This window comes from Streptomyces avidinii, from assembly GCF_045161815.1.
GTDB classification, from domain to species: domain Bacteria; phylum Actinomycetota; class Actinomycetes; order Streptomycetales; family Streptomycetaceae; genus Streptomyces; species Streptomyces avidinii.
This window is the reverse complement of record NZ_CP108863.1, coordinates 5,457,159-5,474,791: the sequence shown is the minus strand read 5'-3', so window position 1 is coordinate 5,474,791 and position 17,633 is coordinate 5,457,159. Positions and strand designations below refer to the sequence as shown.

15 protein-coding genes are annotated in these 17,633 nt (G+C 71.8%); 6 read left to right on the top strand and 9 right to left on the bottom strand.

The annotated features are described in order from the left end of the window. Positions 1 to 22 precede the first annotated feature (22 nt). Both OG373_RS24500 and OG373_RS24495 read right to left on the bottom strand, forming a co-directional pair. Entirely contained in the window at positions 23 to 325 is a 303-nt protein-coding gene (locus tag OG373_RS24500; RefSeq protein ID WP_052874225.1) for a hypothetical protein, read from the bottom strand. A 112-nt stretch (positions 326 to 437) separates the two neighbouring features. Further along, entirely contained in the window at positions 438 to 2,792 is a 2,355-nt protein-coding gene (locus OG373_RS24495) for an immune inhibitor A domain-containing protein (protein WP_405444188.1), read from the bottom strand. 470 nt (positions 2,793 to 3,262) lie between these two features. Here OG373_RS24495 and OG373_RS24490 point away from each other — a divergent pair, with 470 nt between their 5' ends. Next, positions 3,263 to 3,568 carry a hypothetical protein gene (locus OG373_RS24490; protein WP_397730986.1) on the top strand — a complete coding sequence of 102 codons (306 nt, stop codon included), beginning with the start codon at positions 3,263 to 3,265 and terminating at the stop codon, positions 3,566 to 3,568. Between the two features lie 82 nt (positions 3,569 to 3,650). Here OG373_RS24490 and OG373_RS24485 read toward each other — a convergent pair whose 3' ends face one another. Next, on the bottom strand, positions 3,651 to 4,382 hold the full coding sequence (locus OG373_RS24485) for an RDD family protein (RefSeq protein ID WP_405440328.1): 732 nt from the start codon (positions 4,380 to 4,382) through the stop codon (positions 3,651 to 3,653). An 88-nt stretch (positions 4,383 to 4,470) separates the two neighbouring features. After that, positions 4,471 to 6,009 (bottom strand): RDD family protein, encoded by a 1,539-nt coding sequence (locus tag OG373_RS24480; RefSeq protein WP_405440326.1) that lies wholly within the window; start codon positions 6,007 to 6,009, stop codon positions 4,471 to 4,473. A 257-nt stretch (positions 6,010 to 6,266) separates the two neighbouring features. Here OG373_RS24480 and OG373_RS24475 point away from each other — a divergent pair, with 257 nt between their 5' ends. Beyond that, entirely contained in the window at positions 6,267 to 6,746 is a 480-nt protein-coding gene (locus OG373_RS24475; RefSeq protein WP_405440324.1) for an SsgA family sporulation/cell division regulator, read from the top strand. A gap of 41 nt (positions 6,747 to 6,787) precedes the next feature. On the opposite strand, the gene OG373_RS24470 is transcribed toward OG373_RS24475, so the two are convergent. After that, the gene (locus OG373_RS24470; protein WP_405440322.1) at positions 6,788 to 8,170 is read right to left on the bottom strand and encodes an FAD-binding oxidoreductase; all 1,383 of its coding nucleotides are present in this window, start codon (positions 8,168 to 8,170) and stop codon (positions 6,788 to 6,790) included. Positions 8,171 to 8,266: 96 nt separating this feature from the next. Between OG373_RS24470 and OG373_RS24465 the strand changes: the two genes are divergently transcribed. After that, positions 8,267 to 9,754: a tetratricopeptide repeat protein gene (locus tag OG373_RS24465; RefSeq protein WP_405440320.1), complete on the top strand. Its 1,488-nt coding sequence runs from the start codon at positions 8,267 to 8,269 to the stop codon at positions 9,752 to 9,754. Between the two features lie 129 nt (positions 9,755 to 9,883). Here the strand turns inward: OG373_RS24465 and hppD are convergent, their stop codons facing one another. After that, entirely contained in the window at positions 9,884 to 11,029 is a 1,146-nt protein-coding gene (gene hppD, locus OG373_RS24460) for a 4-hydroxyphenylpyruvate dioxygenase (RefSeq protein ID WP_405440319.1), read from the bottom strand. Positions 11,030 to 11,170: 141 nt separating this feature from the next. Here hppD and OG373_RS24455 point away from each other — a divergent pair, with 141 nt between their 5' ends. The 3 genes from OG373_RS24455 to OG373_RS24445 all read left to right on the top strand — a co-directional run bounded on the left by OG373_RS24455 (position 11,171) and on the right by OG373_RS24445 (position 13,737). Beyond that, a complete protein-coding gene (locus OG373_RS24455; protein WP_033226610.1) occupies positions 11,171 to 11,650 on the top strand; it encodes an Lrp/AsnC family transcriptional regulator in 480 nt (159 codons plus the stop codon). A 64-nt stretch (positions 11,651 to 11,714) separates the two neighbouring features. Then, positions 11,715 to 12,311: an ArsR/SmtB family transcription factor gene (locus tag OG373_RS24450; RefSeq protein WP_405440316.1), complete on the top strand. Its 597-nt coding sequence runs from the start codon at positions 11,715 to 11,717 to the stop codon at positions 12,309 to 12,311. Positions 12,312 to 12,384: 73 nt separating this feature from the next. After that, entirely contained in the window at positions 12,385 to 13,737 is a 1,353-nt protein-coding gene (locus OG373_RS24445; protein WP_405440315.1) for an MFS transporter, read from the top strand. On the opposite strand, the gene OG373_RS24440 is transcribed toward OG373_RS24445, so the two are convergent. The 3 genes from OG373_RS24440 to OG373_RS24430 form a co-directional block, all read right to left on the bottom strand. Beyond that, positions 13,667 to 14,464, bottom strand: a complete 798-nt coding sequence (locus tag OG373_RS24440) for a PDZ domain-containing protein (RefSeq protein WP_405440313.1) — start codon at positions 14,462 to 14,464, stop codon at positions 13,667 to 13,669. The two genes, OG373_RS24445 and OG373_RS24440, sit on opposite strands and share 71 nt — an antisense overlap. A gap of 264 nt (positions 14,465 to 14,728) precedes the next feature. Continuing rightward, a complete protein-coding gene (locus tag OG373_RS24435) occupies positions 14,729 to 15,370 on the bottom strand; it encodes an IclR family transcriptional regulator (RefSeq protein WP_030388679.1) in 642 nt (213 codons plus the stop codon). A gap of 418 nt (positions 15,371 to 15,788) precedes the next feature. After that, positions 15,789 to 17,573 (bottom strand): DEAD/DEAH box helicase, encoded by a 1,785-nt coding sequence (locus tag OG373_RS24430; protein WP_030388678.1) that lies wholly within the window; start codon positions 17,571 to 17,573, stop codon positions 15,789 to 15,791. Positions 17,574 to 17,633: the final 60 nt, after the last annotated feature.

Genomic DNA, 17,633 nt, shown 5'->3' with positions numbered 1-17,633 from the left:
GGCAGGATCCGGAAGAGACGGCCTAGGTGCCCAGCAGGGCCCGGATGGGGTGCCAGAGCTCCTGCGCCCGGTCCGGTGCGCCGCGCCAGAGCAGCCCGTCCGGGTGGTGCAGGACCGCCGTGATCTCGTCCGGCGTCGGCGGGTGCGCGTTGCCCCGCAGGTACACCGCCCGCATCCCGAGGTTCCGCAGCCTGGTCAGGGCGCGGGCCCGGTTCGCGGCGTGCACCAGCACGCGGACATTTCCACCTTCTCCGGACGGCCTCGGCAGCATGAGTGCAACCACCACACTGCCGCCCGGCAATCTGACAAAACCTCCGCCTGGCATGGCTGTCATCTCCCCCGTCAATAAGAAACTCGTACCGGGCATCTAAACGCGAACGGCCGCCGCCCGCTAGAGGGCGACGGCCGATCATGCTTTGACCTGCGGTTTTACCGAGTTACTTCGAGGAGGGGCCGACCTCGACGGTCATGACCTCACCGTCGTAGGTCTCCTTCAGGATCTTGATCTTGGTGTTGGTGTCAGTGACCTTCACCGATCCGGTCGGGTTCTCGTCGTAGTAGTACTTGCCCTTGTGGTCGTCGAAGACCAGGTTGGCGGGCTTCGGCTTCAGGAACAGCGACTCGCCGTTCTTGTGCAGCGTGAAGGCATCCGTCGAGTACGCGCTGAAGGCGGCGTCGTACGGCTGGATCTTGTTGCGCAGCAGGGTGCCGTCCGCCCACTTCATGGGCTTGGCGTTGGCGTCGATCGGCAGGATCAGACCCTGGCCCGGGTGGACGCTGGTGTTGTTGTCCTTCTGGCTGGTGTCCCACTGCCAGATGAGCAGGCCGTCCTGGTACGGGTAGTGCTCGACCCAGTCCGGACGCGTGTTGCCGAAGCCGAAGTTGTACGGGCCCACCTTGAGGGTGGAGTCGTACGAGACGTAGCGGCGGTTCTCGGCGATGTAGCGCTGGTCGTACTCCTTGGTGAAGTCGGCGCCGATGCGGGAGAAGCCCTTGCCGGTCCAGCCGTTGTCGCCGTTCTCGGCGCCGTCGGTGAACAGCGCGGAGCCGTCCGCGGTCAGGGTGACGGCGTCGGCCGTGAAGCCCTTGCCGCCCGCGCCGCCGTCCGTCTGGTAGCGGAAGCGGAGGTCGACCTTCTTGCCCGCGTAGGCGTCGAGCGGGAAGTTCAGGTTCTTCCAGTCACCCGAGACACCGGTGAGCGACGGGCTGCCGGAGGCGTCGGCCGGGAGGGCCGCGCCGTCGGCGGTGCCGGCGAGGGCGGTCCAGGTGGCGCCGCCGTCCGTGGACACCTCGGTGTAGAGGTAGTCGTAGTCGGCCTCGATGTCCCACCAGCCCTTGAGGGACAGGGCGGCGGACTTCTTGCCCGTCAGGTCGACCGACCGGGTCAGGGTGTTCTTGAGGTCGTCACCCATGTTGCTCCACCACTGGGTGGCGCCCTCGGCCGGCTTGACGACCTCGGTCTTGACCTTCTTCTTGGGCAGCTCGACGACCAGCGCCTGCTTGTCCTTGGTGTTGTACTCCGCCACGCCCAGCTTGTGGGTGGACTTCGTGCCGGCCTTGGCCACGTCGTAGTTCAGCCAGCCCAGCTGCAGCTTGTCCCAGGCAGTCATGTCGCCCGGGAGGTCGCCGATGGAGTCCTGGCCCTTGCCGAGCCAGGAACCGGCCGACATCAGGGACCAGAAGCCGACGCCGTTCTCGCCGCCACCGGAGGTGTCGTAGAGGTCGGGCAGGCCCAGGTCGTGGCCGTACTCGTGCGCGAAGACGCCGAGGCCGCCGTTCTCGGGCTGCATCGTGTAGTCGCCGACCCAGATGCCGGTGCTGCCGATCTGGGTGCCGCCGGCCTTGTTGTTGTCCGGGCCGGTCTTGCCCGCCGCGGTGCCGTAGGCGTACCAGCGGTGCGCCCACAGCGCGGTCGTGCCCTGCACGCCGCCACCGGCCGACTCGTCCTCGCCCGCGTGGACGATCTGGAAGTGGTCGATGTAGCCGTCGGGCTCGTTGAAGTTGCCGTCGCCGTCGAAGTCGTAGCGGTCCCACTGGTCGTACTGGGACAGCTGCGCCTTGATCTGCGCGTCGGTCTTGCCGGCCTTCTTCTGGGCCTCCGACCATGCGGTGACGCCGTCCTTGACGGTGTCCCACACGTTGGAGCAGTTGGTCTGGCCGCAGTAGTTGGAGCCGTAACGGCCCTCGTTGTACGGGACCTTGACCCAGTCGGCGACCTCGCCCTCGACCGAGTAACGGCCCGAGGAGGTCTTCTCGTAGTAGGTCTTCAGCGAGTCCTTGCCCTGACCCGTGGCGAAGTACAGGTCCTGGAAGTACTCACGGCTGAAGTCCTTGCGCCAGGCGGTGCTGTTGTCCTTGGCGCGGTCCGGCTGGGCGATCGTGTTGTGCAGCGGACCGGGGGTACCGCCGTACTTGGGGACCTCGGGCTTGGGGCCCGGGCCGTCCGGGTCGAACATGGTCGTGTTGTCGACCTGGTCGCCGAACTCGACGAGGATCGTGAAGATCTTGTCGGTCTTCTCGCGGCCGAGCTCGACGTACTTCTTGTCGTCCAGCTTGACGACCTTGGAGGCGCCGCGCTGCTCGACGCCCTTCTTGCCCTGGAGCACCTGGTCCAGAGCGGCCTTGCGCTGCTGGGCCTGCTGCTCGCTGAACGGGCCCTTGAGGTCGTGCTCGACGACCTTGGCGGGAGCGGTCGGGTCCTGCCGGTCGGCCGCCGGAGCGGCCTGGTTCTTGCCCTCGGCCTGGGCCGCGGTGACGGTGAAGAAGGTGGCGCTTGTCGCACAAGCGGCCATGGTCACGGTGACGGCGGCAGCACGTATCGCACGCCGTCTGGCGGAATTGCTGGTCACTTGATGTCGTTCCCCTCCCGCGGCCGCAACGTTGGTCGGAACTTCTCCATAGGAGCGGGGGGTTCCGCGCGGCGCGCGTCTCAAGTGACGACATTTGACCGGAGGGAAGCAAGAAAAGACAGACCTTGACTTGACCCTTACAACTGCACTATGCGGTCAGGGAGTTCCGCTATCCGGACGTTCCGCAGCCATACGGGGCGAACGGCGCTTCACGACCCCGCTGACGGTCCGTCCCGTCCCCCTTTCTCCCCCCGGCATCGCCCGGAAAATGATGCCGTGCGCCCCCTGTGCTCCGGCACCGTGTGTTAGGTCACGCATACCGGCGGTCCGGCTCGGGCATCCCGTCGTAGAGTCACTTGACACGCGAACCGGTCGAGCCGACTCCCCCTCCACTCCTGAGGACGGATATCGCCATGCCGCGACCGACTGCCGCACAGCTCGCGTACGGGTCCGCCACGGTCGTCGTGTCGACGATCGCCATGCTGCTGCTCTCGCAGACGACCACCGGCCTCGGCGTCGCGGTCATCTCCGCCGCGGCGCTCGCCCTGGGTCTGCTCGTCGCCCTCACCGTGCCCCTCCCGCGGCGCCGCGGCCGCCATGCGGCCCGTACGGGCGCCCCCGCGGCCGCCGGAGCCCCCGCGGCCCGGGAGGGCGCGACCGGAGCCGCCCGGGTGCCCGAGCCCCGGACGGCCACGGCCGAACACCCCGTCCACCACTGACGGACCGCGCCCGACACGGCGCGGGCGGCCTCCCCGGAGGGAGACCGCCCGCGTTGCGCTGCGCGATGCCCGCGCCCGGCGCCTAGGTGGTGGCCCGGACCACGACCGTCTTGGCCACCTTGTCGTGCAGGCCCTGCTTGTACGGCTTGTCGACCAGGATCGAGACGATCAGTGCGATCGGCCACAGGCAGGCGCAGCAGAGCAGCGTCGGCAGCCAGAGGACCGCGGCCCGGGTGAGCGAGGCGCTGGAGTTCGGCACGGTGCCGTCGTTGAGCATCGCGACGCGCAGGCCCATGGCCTTCTTGCCGACCGTCTGGCCGTTCTTCTTGGTGAACCACCAGTCGTAGCCGACGTACGCGACGATCGAGATCAGGGTCATCACCAGGCCGCTGCCGCTGTAGGACCTGGTGACGACCTCGCTGACGTCCTCGCCCTGGTCCGTGTCGAAGCGGTAGCGGTTCGTCCCGAAGGCCAGCTGGATGAGTGCCAGCGGGATCGCGATGATCACGACGTCGATGATGCGCGCGAGGAGCCGCTTGCCGAAGTCGGCGAGCGGGGGCATCCCGGCGAGCGGGTCGGGCATGCCGTAGCCGCCGCTCCCGCCGTACGGGTCCCCGCCGCCGTACGGGGGCGGCGGTGGCGGGTATCCCCCGCCACCACCCGGGCCTCCGGGCGGGGGCGGCGGCGCACCACCGCTTCCGGGGGGCGGCGAGCCGTACGGCGAACCGCCCGACGGAGGCGTCGGTTCCTGGGGCTTCTTGAGGAACGGGTCGTCCTCGGGCGGCTGGCCCGGCGGCGGCTGGTCGGTACTCATGGCCCGAGTCGAACCCGGCTCCGGCAGCCCCGCAACGGGACCGCGTCCATTCGGGGGGAGGGTCGGTTCCGGAGGCGGCGGGGCGCCCTCAGCGGGCCACGTACGTCCTCGCCGCCTTGTCGTGCCAGGCCTGCCGACGCGGGCGGTCCACAAGGCACCAGAGGCTGCCCGGAATGCCGAGGAGGGCGTACACCAGCCAGCGGCGCAGGGCCGCGCCGAAGGTGGGCGGGCTCAGGGTGGCGGTCGCCAGGACCCGGACGCCCAGCAGCTTCTTGCCCGGGGTGCGGCCCCAGCGGGCGGTGGGCAGCGCCTCGTACAGGACCCCGAAGAGGAGGACCGCGCCGAGGACCAGGCCCAACTGGCCGGCGATGGTCGCGTCGAGGAGCCAGACGGTGGTGGTGCGGCCGCTCACCCGGGCGGCGTCCACCTTGGCCTCGACGTGGGCGGTGGCCGCGGGCAGGAGGGGCCGGGCGACGGCGGCCGCGACGGCGGCGAGGACGAGGGAGTCCAGGGCGCGGGCCACGGCGCGGCGCACCAGCCCGGCGGGGCGCACGGCCCGTTCGGCCATGCGCTCGAACACCTCCCGGGGCGTACGGGCCCCCGCGGGCCGGGAGCCGGAGTCGCCCGGGCGGGCCTCCTCGGGCGCGCGCGGCTCGGGCGTCCGCGGGCGGGGCTCGGCGGCGATCCTCGGGCGCACTCCGGCGGGACGCGGGGCCCACACCTCGGGCCGGTCGGCGGCCGGGGCTTCGGGGGCGGGGGCGGACGCGGGGGCGGGCGCTGCCGCGCGGGTCCGGGACGGCGCGGGCGCCGGTGCGGGGGCCGGTGCGGGCGCCGGTGCGGGCGCAGGTGCGGGGGCGGCGGCGACCGCCTCGGGCCACGAGGAGGTGAGCCCGGACCCGCCGGCTCCGGGGGCGTCGGGCCACGCCGGGGCCTGGGCCGGGGCCTGGGCCGGAGCCTGGGCCGGAGCCGGGTTCTGGGCGGCCGGGGAGCGCACGGACAGGATCCCCGCGGAGGCCTGCTCGGGACGTCTCGCAGTGGCCGCGGCGGGGGCGGCCGCGGCGGCCGCCGTACGGGCCAGGGAGATCCCCGCCGACCGCGGAGCGCCTTCCGCAACCGGTTCGGCAGCCGGTTCCGGTTCGGCTTCCGCTTCGGGTTCCGGATCCGGTGTGCTGCCCCACGACACCCGGTGGTCCCGGGGCCCGCCGAAGCCGGCCTGGTGCACGGGGTCGGCCTGCCACACCACGGGCTCTGCGGCCGCCTCGGCAACGGGCGCGGGGGCGGGAGCCGGAGCGGGGGCAGGGACATGGGCGGGTGCAGGTGCAGGTGCAGGTGCAGGTGCCGGTGCAGGCGCGGGCTCCGGGAGCGCCTCGGTCATGGAGGTCTCGTCCAGGAACACCGGCCCGGTCTCGTCCGCGCGCGGCGCGTGCCCCACACGGGCCGCGGGGGCCGCGGGGGCGGCCGGCGTGGCGACGGGAGCGGGCGCGGCGGGTGCCGGTTGCGGGGCAGGGCGGCTCGTACCCGGAACCCAGGCCGCGCCGTTCCAGTAGCGGATGTACCCCGGGATGGACGGATCCGGGTAGTAGCCCTCGCGGGCCGCGTGCTCGCCGTCACCAGGGGAGGCCGTCATGTCCCCAACTCCGATCGTGGCTTGAGGCTTGTGCAAGGGAGGACCATAGCCAAGAACCACCCCCCGGCAGGTCCGGTAACGGGAGAATCCAAGCAAACGAGCGAACGACACCCTGCACGACGGTTTTCGGTCAGCCGAAAGAAATCGGCCAATCTCCGGTTCGCTTCCGGAAGTCGCGTCATACCCCGGCACACCGGTGCTCTCTCCGGGTGTGGGGCGCCGTCCGGCCCCGCACACCGAACCGAAGTGAGGCCGTCATGCACCACCCCGTCATCGAGCGCGAGCTGGAACTGAAGCTGGTCCTGTCCCCCGAGCGCAGCATCCCCGTCCCCGCGCGGCTCCTCTACCTCACGGACGACCCGTACGCCGTGCACATCACCTTCCACACCGGCTCCCACACGCCCGTCAACTGGACCTTCGCCCGCGAACTGCTCGTCGAGGGCGTGTTCCGCCCCTGCGGTCACGGCGACGTCCGGATCTGGCCCACCAAGGTCGACAACAAGGCCGTGCTCTGCATGGCGCTCACCTCCCCCGACGGCGACGCCCTCCTGGAGGCGCCCGCGGCCTCCGTGTCGGCCTGGCTGGAACGCACCCTGCGCGTCGTCCCGCCCGGCACCGAGGCCGAACGGCTCGGCCTGGACGCCGCGCTGGCCGAGCTGCTCACCCCGACCCCGGCCGACGACCTGTGGCTGCGCGGCCCGTGGCCGTCGGACGAATCGGCGGACGGGGAGCTGTGATGCCGGGCGACCGCACGCCCGGCCGCCCCGCGCGGGACGCGTCAGAAGAGCTTGCCCGGGTTGAGCAGCCCCAGGGGGTCGAAGGCCTGCTTGACGGCCCGCTGCATCTCCATGCCCACCGGGCCGAGTTCGCGGGCCAGCCACTCCTTCTTCAGCACGCCGACCCCGTGCTCGCCGGTGATGGTCCCGCCCAGGGAGAGGCCGAGCGCCATGATCTCGCCGAAGGACTCGCGGGCCCGCCGCGTCTCGTCCTCGTCCGCGGGGTCGAAGCAGACGATCGGGTGGGTGTTGCCGTCCCCGGCGTGCGCGCAGACGCCGATGAGCAGGTTCTGGGCGCGGGCGATGGCGGCCGTCCCGTCCAGCATCTCGCCGAGCCGCGAGCGCGGTACGCACACGTCGTCGATCATCGTCGCGGGCCGCAGCGCCTCCAGCGCCGGGAAGGACATCCGCCGCGCCTGCAGCAGCAGTTCGGACTCCGCCTCGTCCTCGGCGGGCACGACGGCGGTGGCCCCGGCGGCCGTGCACAGCTCCCCGACGGCCGCGAGGTCCTCGGGGGCGTGCGGGGTGTCGAAGGCGGCCAGCAGCAGGGCCTCCGTGGACTCCGGGAGCCCCATCTTCCCGAGCCGGTTGACGGCGTGGACGGTCGTACGGTCCATCAGCTCCAGCAGCGAGGGGGTCAGGCCCGCCTCCATGACGGCGCACACGGCCTCGCAGGCGGCCGCGACGGAGGGGAACTCGGCGGCCAGCGCCAGCTGCCGGGGCGGCGCCGGACGCAGGGCGAGGACGGCCTGGACCACGACGCCCAGGCTGCCCTCGGAGCCCACGAACAGCCGGGTGAGGTCGTAGCCGGCCACGCCCTTGGCCGTACGCCGGCCCGTGCGCAGCAGCCGTCCGTCGGCCAGGACCACGTCGAGGCCGAGCACGTACTCGGCGGTGACCCCGTACTTGACGCAGCACAGCCCGCCCGAGGCGGTGCCGATGTTGCCGCCGATGGTGCACTGCTCCCAGCTGGAGGGGTCGGGCGGGTAGTACAGGCCCTGGCGGGCGACCTCGCGCGAGAGCACGGCGTTCACCACGCCCGGCTCGACCACCGCGATCCGGTCGACGGCGCTGATCTCCAGGATCCGGTCCATCTTGACGAGCGAGAGCACGATGCAGCCGTCGGAGGCGTTGGCGCCGCCCGACAGGCCCGTCCGGGCACCCTGCGGGACCACGGGGACCCGTAGGGCGGTGGCGGTGCGCAGGACGTGCTGGACCTGTTCCACGGTCCGGGGCAGGACGACGGCGGCCGGGGTTCCGGCGGCGCAGAAGCTGGCCATGTCGGTGGCGTAGGAGGTGGTCACCTGGGGATCGGTGAGCAGGGCCTCGGCGGGGAGCCCTTCCAGCAGGCCGGCCCGTAGACGTGCGAAGAGATCGTCATCCATGGGACCAGCGTGGCACCCGGGGCCATCGGTGTGAACACGCCCGCGCCCCACTTCGGGCACCTCGGCGAACTCTTCATATTGACGCACAGTGACCCCATGGACCGTATCGACGAGGAATCGCAGACGCCGGCGCCGCCCGTGACCTTCACCGGCCGCAAGACGCTCGTGGCGGCCGCGGTCGCCGTGGTCCTGATCGCCGGGGCCCTGCTGATCCGGCCCGCCAGGACCGATGACGACGCCCGCCCGCCCCGGCCGAGCGAGCGCGCCGCCTCCGCCGTGGGGATGGGCGCACCCGCGGCGGTGGTGGACCTGAAGGCGCTGGTCACGGACCGGGAGAAGTGGCTGGCGGCGCATCCGGACGACGAGGCCTCGTGGGCCGTCCTCGGCTCCGCCTACCTCGAACAGGCGCGGCGCACGGCCGATTCGGGCTGGTTCCCCAGGGCGGAGAAGGCCCTGAAACGGTCGCTGGAGGCACGACCGGCCGAGAAGGGCAACCTCGACGCGATGACGGCCATGGGCGCGCTGGCCAACGCCCGGCGGGACTTCGGTACGGCCCGCAAGTGGGGCGAGCTCGTACGGGCGCAGGCGCCCAAGCGGTGGACGGCGTACCCGGTGCTGGTGGACGCGTACACCGGGCTCGGCGACTACAAGGGCGCGCAGAAGGCGATGGAGCTGCTGATGGAGATGCGGCCGGGCCTGGTCGCGTACGTCAGGGCCTCGCAGGTCTACCGGGACCGCGGTTGGCGCGAGGACGCGGTGATGGCGATGGAGCACGCGGCGGGTGCGGCGAAGGCCCCGGCGGAGAAGGCGTACGCGCTGTTCCGGCTCGGGGAGCTGTCCTGGGAGCGGGGCGACCCGGCGGAGGCCCTGCGGCAGTACGAGGGCGCGCTGCGCACGGATCCGGCGCAGGCGGAGGCCCTCGGCGGGCGGGCCCGCGCGCTGGCGGCGCTGGGGCGCGGCGGTGAGGCGGTACGGGACTACCGGATGGCGCTGGGACGTACCCCGGTGCCGCAGCTGGCGCGGGAGCTGGGCGAACTGCTGGACTCGCTCGGCCGGGGCCAGGAGGCGCGCGCCCAGTACGGGACGCTGGCCATGATGGCGGCCCGGGACGGCCGCAACGGGGTGGACGACGACGTGGTCCTCGGCCTGTACGAGGCGGACCACGGCGATGCGACGGCGGCGGTCCGGCGGCTGTCGCAGGAGTGGTCGCGGCACAAGAGCGTGCAGGTCGCGGACGCGCTGGGGTGGGCGCTGCACCAGGCCGGCGAGGACGAGGCGGCGTTGGAGTACGCGAAGAAGGCCACGGAACCGGGCCTGCGGAGCGCGGAGTTCGCCTTCCACCGGGCGATGATCGAGCGCGGCCTCGGCGACGAGGCGGCGGCCCGCCGCCACCTGGAGGAGGCCATGCGGACGAACCCGTACTTCTCGCCGCTGCGCGGGCCGCTGGCGAAGGAGGCCCTGGCGGCGATCGCCGCGCCGCCGCCGGGGGGCCCGGAGAACATCCGGCCGACGGCCCCGTGGGTGGAACCGGAGCTCCCGAAGGCGGCCAAACCGACGCCCACGCCGAAGCCGTCGGGGCGCTGAATCCCGGCCCCGCCGGCGTGTGGGCGCGGGGGTTCGGGGGTCCGGGGGCGGCGCCCCCGGGAAACACGGCGGCGCCGCACCCGTGGGAACGGGTGCGGCGCCGAGGCCCCCCTCGGGCCGAGCCGGAGGCTAGAGGTTGCCGCGCTTGTCCTGCTCGCGCTCGATCGCCTCGAACAGGGCCTTGAAGTTGCCCTTGCCGAAGCCCATCGAGCCGTGCCGCTCGATGATCTCGAAGAAGACCGTCGGGCGGTCCTGCACCGGCTTGGTGAAGATCTGCAGCAGGTAGCCGTCCTCGTCGCGGTCCGCGAGGATCTTCAGCTGGCGCAGCTCGTCGATCGGCACGCGGGTGTCGCCGACCCACTCGCCGAGGGTGTCGTAGTACGTGTCCGGGACGGACAGGAACTGGACGCCCGCCGCGCGCATCGTGCGGACCGTCGCGACGATGTCGTTCGAGGCCAGCGCGATGTGCTGGACACCGGGGCCGTTGTAGAACTCCAGGTACTCGTCGATCTGCGACTTCTTCTTCGCGATCGCCGGCTCGTTGATCGGGAACTTGACCTTCTTGGTGCCGTCCGCGACCACCTTGGACATCAGCGCCGAGTACTCGGTCGCGATGTCGTCGCCCACGAACTCCTTCATGTTCGTGAAGCCCATGACCTTGTTGTAGAACGCGACCCACTCGTTCATCCGGCCGAGCTCGACGTTGCCGACGCAGTGGTCGATGGCCTGGAAGGTCCGCTTCGCCGGGGGCTCGACGATCGGGTCGGCGGCCACGTAGCCCGGCAGGTACGGGCCGGTGTAGTCGCCGCGCTCGACCAGCGTGTGGCGGGTCTGGCCGTAGGTCGCGATGGCGGCCAGTACGACCGTGCCGTGCTCGTCCTTGACCTCGTACGGCTCGTCCAGACCGCGGGCGCCCTGCTCGACGGCGTACGCGTACGCCGCGCGGACGTCCGGGACCTCGATGGCGAGGTCGATCACGCCGTCGCCGTGCTCGGCCACGTGCTCGTCGAGGAAGCGGCCGTGGTCGGTCGTCGCCTTGATGACCGAGGTCAGCACGAAGCGCGCGGAGCCGTTGGTCAGGACGTAGCTGGCCGTCTCGCGCGAGCCGGTCTCCGGTCCGGAGTAGGCCACGAGCTTCATGCCGAAGGCGGTCGAGTAGTAGTGCGCGGACTGCTTGGCGTTGCCGACGGCGAAGACGACCGCGTCCATGCCCTTCACCGGGAAGGGGTCTGCCTCACGCGCGGTGTGCGGGGTGGTGTCGAGGGTCTCAGTCATGACCGCAGAGTCCCGCCGATCCACAAGCTGCGCAATAGTTTCCTGTTTGGCTGTACAAACTGCCCAGGATGACCGCAGGCTGGTTGAAACATCTGTGCACTATGACCACCAGCGAGCACGCGTGGGCACTCGGAGGCATCCATGGGCATCGACGAACTCGACGGCCGGCTCATCGTCCTGCTCGCCCGCGAGCCGCGGATCGGGGTCCTGGAGGCCTCGCGCAGGCTCGGCGTGGCCCGCGGGACGGTGCAGGCACGTCTGGACCGGCTCCAGTCGAACGGGGTGATCCGCGGGTTCGGCCCGCAGGTCGACCCGACGGCCCTCGGCTATCCGGTGACCGCCTTCGCGACCCTGGAGATCAAGCAGGGGCAGGGTGCGGATGTACGGGCGCACCTGAACGGGGTGCCGGAGGTACTGGAGCTGCACACCACGACCGGGCACGGGGACATGCTGTGCCGGCTGGTGGCCCGGTCCAACGCCGACCTCCAGCGGGTGATCGACCGCGTCGTCGGCTTCGAGGGGATCGTGCGGGCGTCGACGGCGATCGTCATGGAGAACCCGGTACCGCTGCGGATCATCCCGCTGGTGGAGCAGGCGGCGGAGGACGACACCCGGGCCTGACATCCAAAGAAGGCGTTGCAAAGAAACCCTTGCACAGAAGTCTTTGCAACTCTATCGTCGAGCCATGCCCGAGAAGCCCGAGCCCGCAGGGCCCCCAGAGCCCAACGTCCGCACGCTCGACGCCCGTTCACTGCGCGGCCTCGCCCACCCCCTGCGCATCCGGCTGCTGGCCGCCCTGCGCCACGACGGCCCCGCGACCGCCTCCCGACTGGCCGACCGGCTCGGGGAGTCGAGCGGCGCCACCAGCTACCACCTGCGCCAGCTCGCGGCCCACGGGTTCGTCGAGGACGCGCCCGAGCACGGCAAGGGCCGCGAGCGCTGGTGGCGGGCCGTGTACGACGGCACGGCGTTCGACGAGACGCTGACGCTCGACGAGGACCCGGCCGTGCGCGGTGCGGCGGACCTCTTCCTCCACGAGATCGCGACGATCCACACGCAGGAGCTGAGCACCTGGCTCGGCAACGCCCACAGCTGGCCCCGGGAGTGGCGGCGCGGCTCGGACATGAGCGACTTCACCCTGCACCTGACCGCCGGGCAGAGCCTCGAACTGATCCACAGGATGCACGACCTGATCAACAGCTATCGCGACCTGCCGGCCTCGGAGGGCACGAAGGCGGTCCGCCTCCACACGCACGCCTTCCCGCGCGAGTCGGCCGGGTAGCGGCCCCGCCGCACCCGCCTTCCCCTCCCTCCCTCCCTCCCTCCCCCCATCCATCCATCCGAGGAGTCCTGCTGTGCACGCCTTAACACCGGACGGGCCGCCGCGCGCGGAGCGCCGTACGGACAAGCGCCCACTGGTCGGCGTACTGGCCGCCAACACCGTCTCCATAGCCGGGAGTTCACTCACCCTCATCGGCGTCCCGTGGTTCGTGCTGCAGACCACGGGCAGCGCCGGCCGGGCCGGGGTCGTCGCCTTCTGCGCCACCCTGCCGGTCATCGTGGCCGCCCTGGTCGGCGGACCGGTCATCGACCGGATCGGCCGCCGCCGGGTCTCGGTCGCCTCCGACCTGATCAGCGGAGTGTCGGTCGGCGCGATCCCGCTGCTGCACTACGCCGGCGTGCTGGACTTCTGGATGCTGTGCGCGCTGATGGCCGTCGGCGGCCTCGTGCACACCCCGGGCCTGACCGCCCGCGCCGTGCTCCTGCCGAATCTCGCCGAGCACGCCGGCACCACCATCACCCGGGCCGCCGGCCTCTACGACGCGGTCTCGCGCGGCGCCCGGATGACCGGGGCCGCGGTGGCCGGCCTGCTCATCGCCGTGTTCGGCGCCGAGACCGTCCTGCTGCTGGACGCCGCGACCTTCGGGGCGTCGGCGCTGCTGGTCACCGCCTTCCTGCGCGGGGTCCCGGCCGCCGAACCGCAGCGCACCGCCGGGAAGGTGTCCCTCAAGGCGTACCGCGCCGAACTCGCCGAGGGCTGGGCCTTCATGGTCCGCACCCGGCTGCTGCTGGGCGTCACGGTGATGGTGATGATGACCAACGGCCTGGACCAGGGATGGTCCTCGGTCCTGCTGCCGGTGCACGGCCGGGAGTCCCTCGGCGGCGCCACCGCGATCGGCCTGATGATCTCCCTCTTCGGCGGCTTCGCACTGCTCGGCGCCCTGCTCTACGGCATGTGGGGCGAACGCTTCCCGCGCCGGGCGGTCTTCACGGCGGCCTTCCTGCTCTCCGGGGCCACCCGGTACGTGGTGGCCGCCGTCACCGACACGACCCTGCCGCTCGCCGTCACCATGGCGCTGGCCGGCCTGGGCGCGGGCATGCTCAACCCGATCCTGACCACGGTCATGTACGAGCAGGTGCCGGAGGCGCTGCGCAGCCGCGTCTCGGGGGTGGCCACGGCGGGCTGCGAGCTGACCATGCCGCTGGGCGGGCTCGCGGCGGGTCTGCTGGTCGACGGGTTCGGGGTCGCCACGGCGCTGCTGCTGTTCGGCGGCACGTACCTGCTGACGACGCTCTCCCCGATGGTCTTCCCGGCCTGGCGCGGACTGGACGCGGCCCCGGAGCCGGAGCCGGCCGTCAGCAGCTCGGGACGGCCTCTCCCCGGTTCAGTGCGCGAAGGGAGTTCACCGCATCCGTCAGCGAAGTGACGGGGACGAGCCGCAGCCCCTCGGGCAGCTCCGACTGCGCGTCCGCGCACTCGGCCTTCGGTACGAGGAACACGCTCGCCCCGTCGCGCCGCGCGGCCTGGGTCTTCAGGGCCACCCCGCCGACCGCGCCGACCTGGCCGTCGGCGGTGATGGTGCCCGTACCGGCGATGGTGCGACCGCCGGTGAGATCGCCGCCGCTGCCGTCGCCGTCGAGCTTGTCGACGATGCCGAGGGAGAAGAGCAGCCCGGCGCTCGGGCCGCCGACGTCGGCGAGGTTGAGATCGACCTTCACGTCCTTGGGGTCCTTGTGGAGATAGCCGAGGGCCGCGTCGGCGGCGGCCGACTGCGACTTGGCCATTTCCTCCAGGTTGTGCTTCTCGATCTCCTCGTCGCTTCCGCCCGAGGAGTAGACGGCCTCCCTGGGCATGACCGCCTGATCCGTCTTGAACCAGTGCCCGACGAGCTCGTGCAGCTTCATGGACGAGGACGGACCGGTGGCCCGGATGGTGGTCATCCGCAGTTCGCCCTTGGTGTCCCGGACCGGGGCCCCGGTGACACTGATGACCGGCTTGCCCTGGTCCGAGCCCAGAACGTCGGCCGTGAGCCCGGGAATGGCGACCACGAAGGGCAGCGGCGCGAAGGCCGCCGCGACGAACAGCCCGAGCACGGGCACGGCGCAGACGGCCAGGGCGGCGGGACGCGGCAGACGTGTGAGGCGTGAGAGCACCGGCCCAATCTATCCGCCCGCCTCGACCAACCCCGCCGGGCCACCCTCCAGCCCCGCCGGCGTTCGAGGCGCACCCACCCAGCCCCGCCGGCGTTCGAGGCGCTCTCGCAGCCCCGCCGGCGTTCGAGGCGCACCCACCCAGCCTCGCCGGCGTTCGAGGCGCGGGGGTCCGGGGGCAGCGCCCCCGGCAACGGCGCCGCACCCGGCATCGGACCGACCGTCGGGCCCGCGGCTCGGCGCACGGCCCGCGGCTCGGCGCACGGCTCAGCGAAGGGCGTCGGCGACCTCGCGCGCCGCGTCGACCACCCGCGGCCCCACCCGCTCCGGCACCGCATCCGCCAGCATGACGACGCCGACGCTGCCCTCCAGCCCGGTGACGCCCACGAGAGGCGCGGCAGCGCCACTGGCGCCCGCTTCCAGCTCCCCGTGGGTCAGCGTGTACCCCGGCTCGATGAGGGAGCCCTGACGGGCTGCCAGGATGGCCCGCCCGGCGGCCCCGCGGTCCAGCGGGTGACGGAAGCCGGCCCGGTAGGCCACGTGGTAGTCCGTCCAGGTCGGCTCCACGACGGCGACGGCGAGCGCCTCGGTGCCGTCGACGAGGGTCAGGTGCGCGGTGGCACCTATGTCCTCGGCGAGGGACCGCAGCGCGGGCAGGGCGGCCTCGCGTACGAGCGGATGGACCTGTCGGCCCAGCCGCAGCACTCCGAGGCCGACCCGGGCCCGGCCGCCGAGGTCGCGGCGGACCAGGGCGTGCTGTTCGAGGGTCGCGAGGAGCCGGTAGACCACGGTGCGGTTCACACCGAGGCGGTTGGAGAGCTCGGTGACGGTCAGACCGTGGTCGGTGTCGGCGAGCAGTTTGAGGACTCTGAGCCCTCTGTCGAGAGTCTGGGAGGTTTCCGCGGTCACGACGCCTCTCCCTCTTTCGGTGAGCGGCGGTGACTCTCGGGGCGGCACGTCGCCGGTCCCGCGGCGACGCACGGAGAGGCCGCCGGTAGCGGCCATTGCACCGGCTGCGCTCCCGCGGCGGCGCTGCCACGGTGCGTTTGATGCGGGGACAGTAGCGAGCAGGTTCGCTCAGCGGAAGGGCTCGTCCAGAATCCGGGCGCGTGCTACCTGTTTGTGCCGTTTCCTGATCGACCTCGGTGTCGTTTCGTGACCTCGGTTGCCACCCGCCCGACGTCGGCGTCGATGGCGAAACGAACGAGGTCTTCGATCCCGAGCTTCGGATGAAGCTCGGCAAGGACACCGGCAGAGAGGGGACGGGGTACGTGCGGACCTCCGCACGTACCCCGTCCCCTCTTCTCTTCCGTTCCTCCGGATGGACTCACCGCATACGGGTGGCCCACTCCTGCACCTTCTTGATCCGCTCGCGCAGCTGCCCCGCCGTCGCCTCGGCGCTCGGCGGACCGCCGCACACCCGGCGCAGCTCCGTGTGGATCACCCCGTGCGGCTTGCCGCTCTGGTGGACGTACGCGCCCACCATCGTGTTCAGCGACTTCCGCAGTTCCAGCAGCTCCTTGTGCGAGACCACGGGCCGCCGGTCGGCCGGCAGCTCCAGCAGGTCCGCCTCCGCGTCCGGCTTGCGCCTGCTGTGCGCGATCTGGCGCGACTGCCGCTTCTGCAGCAGCATCTGCACCTGGTCCGGCTCCAGCAGCCCGGGGATACCGAGGTAGTCCTGCTCCTCCTCGCTGCCGGGGTGCGCCTGCATGCCGAACTCGGCGCCGTCGTAGAGGACCCGGTCGAAGACCGCGTCGGACTCCAGCGCCTCGAAGGACATCTGCTCGTCCTCGCCGGTGTCCTCGTCCTCCTGCTTGTTCGCCTCGTCCATTTCCTTCTCGGACTCGGCGTACGGATCCTCCTCGCCCTGCTTCTTCGGCTTGTCGAGGACGTGGTCGCGCTCGACCTCCATCTCGTTCGCGAAGCCGAGGAGGTAGGGAATGGTCGGAAGGAACACGGAAGCGGTCTCGCCGCGCCTGCGCGAACGCACGAAACGCCCGACGGCCTGCGCGAAGAACAGGGGCGTCGAGATGGTGGTGGCGTAGACGCCCACCGCGAGGCGCGGTACGTCGACGCCCTCGGACACCATGCGGACCGCGACCATCCAGCGGCTGCCGTCCTCGCTGAACTCGTCGATCCGCTTCGACGCGCCGGTGTCGTCGGACAGCACCACGGTCGCCTTGCTGCCCGTGATCTCCCGGAGCAGCTTGGCGTAGGCGCGCGCCGAGTCCTGGTCGGAGGCGATGACGAGGCCACCGGCGTCCGGAATGCCCTTGCGGACCTCCGTCAGCCGCTGGTCGGCGGCGCGCAGCACGTTCGGCATCCAGTCGCCGCGCGGGTCCAGCGCGGTGCGCCAGGCCTGGGAGATGGCGTCCTTGGTCATCGGCTCGCCGAGCCGGGCGGCGATCTCGTCGCCCGCCTTGGTCCGCCAGCGCATGTTGCCGCTGTAGGAGAGGAAGATGACCGGCCGGACGACGCCGTCGCCGAGCGCGTTCCCGTAGCCGTAGGTGTAGTCGGCGGAAGACCGCCGGATCCCGTCGTTCCCCTCTTCGTAGGTCACGAAGGGAATGGGATTGGTGTCGGACCGGAAGGGCGTACCGGTCAGGGCCAGGCGCCGGGTGGCCGGGTCGAAGGCCTCCAGGCAGGCCTCGCCCCAGGACTTCGAGTCACCGGCGTGGTGGATCTCGTCGAGGATGACGAGGGTCTTGCGCTGCTCGCAGCGGTTGCGGTGCAGCATCGGCCGCACGCCGACACCGGCGTAGGTGACGGCGACCCCGTGGTAGTCCTTGCTGAGCGGTCCGGCGGAGTACTCGGGGTCGAGCCGGATACCTATCCGCGCCGCCGCTTCGGCCCACTGCTTCTTCAGGTGCTCGGTCGGCGCGACGACGGTCACCTGCTGCACGATGTGGTGGTGCAGCAGCCAGGAGGCGAGGGTGAGCGCGAAGGTGGTCTTGCCGGCGCCGGGCGTGGCGACCGCGAGGAAGTCCCGCGGCTGGTTCTGGATGTAGCGGTCGAGCGCCCCCTGCTGCCAGGCACGCAGCTTGTTGGCGGTACCCCAGGGGGCACGGCCGGGGAAGGCGGGTGAGAGATGGTGGGAGGCGGTAGTAGTCACGGTCTCCGGTTCGTGCTCTCGGCGTATCTGGTACGGGTGGCAGGCAGTCGTACGTAGGAC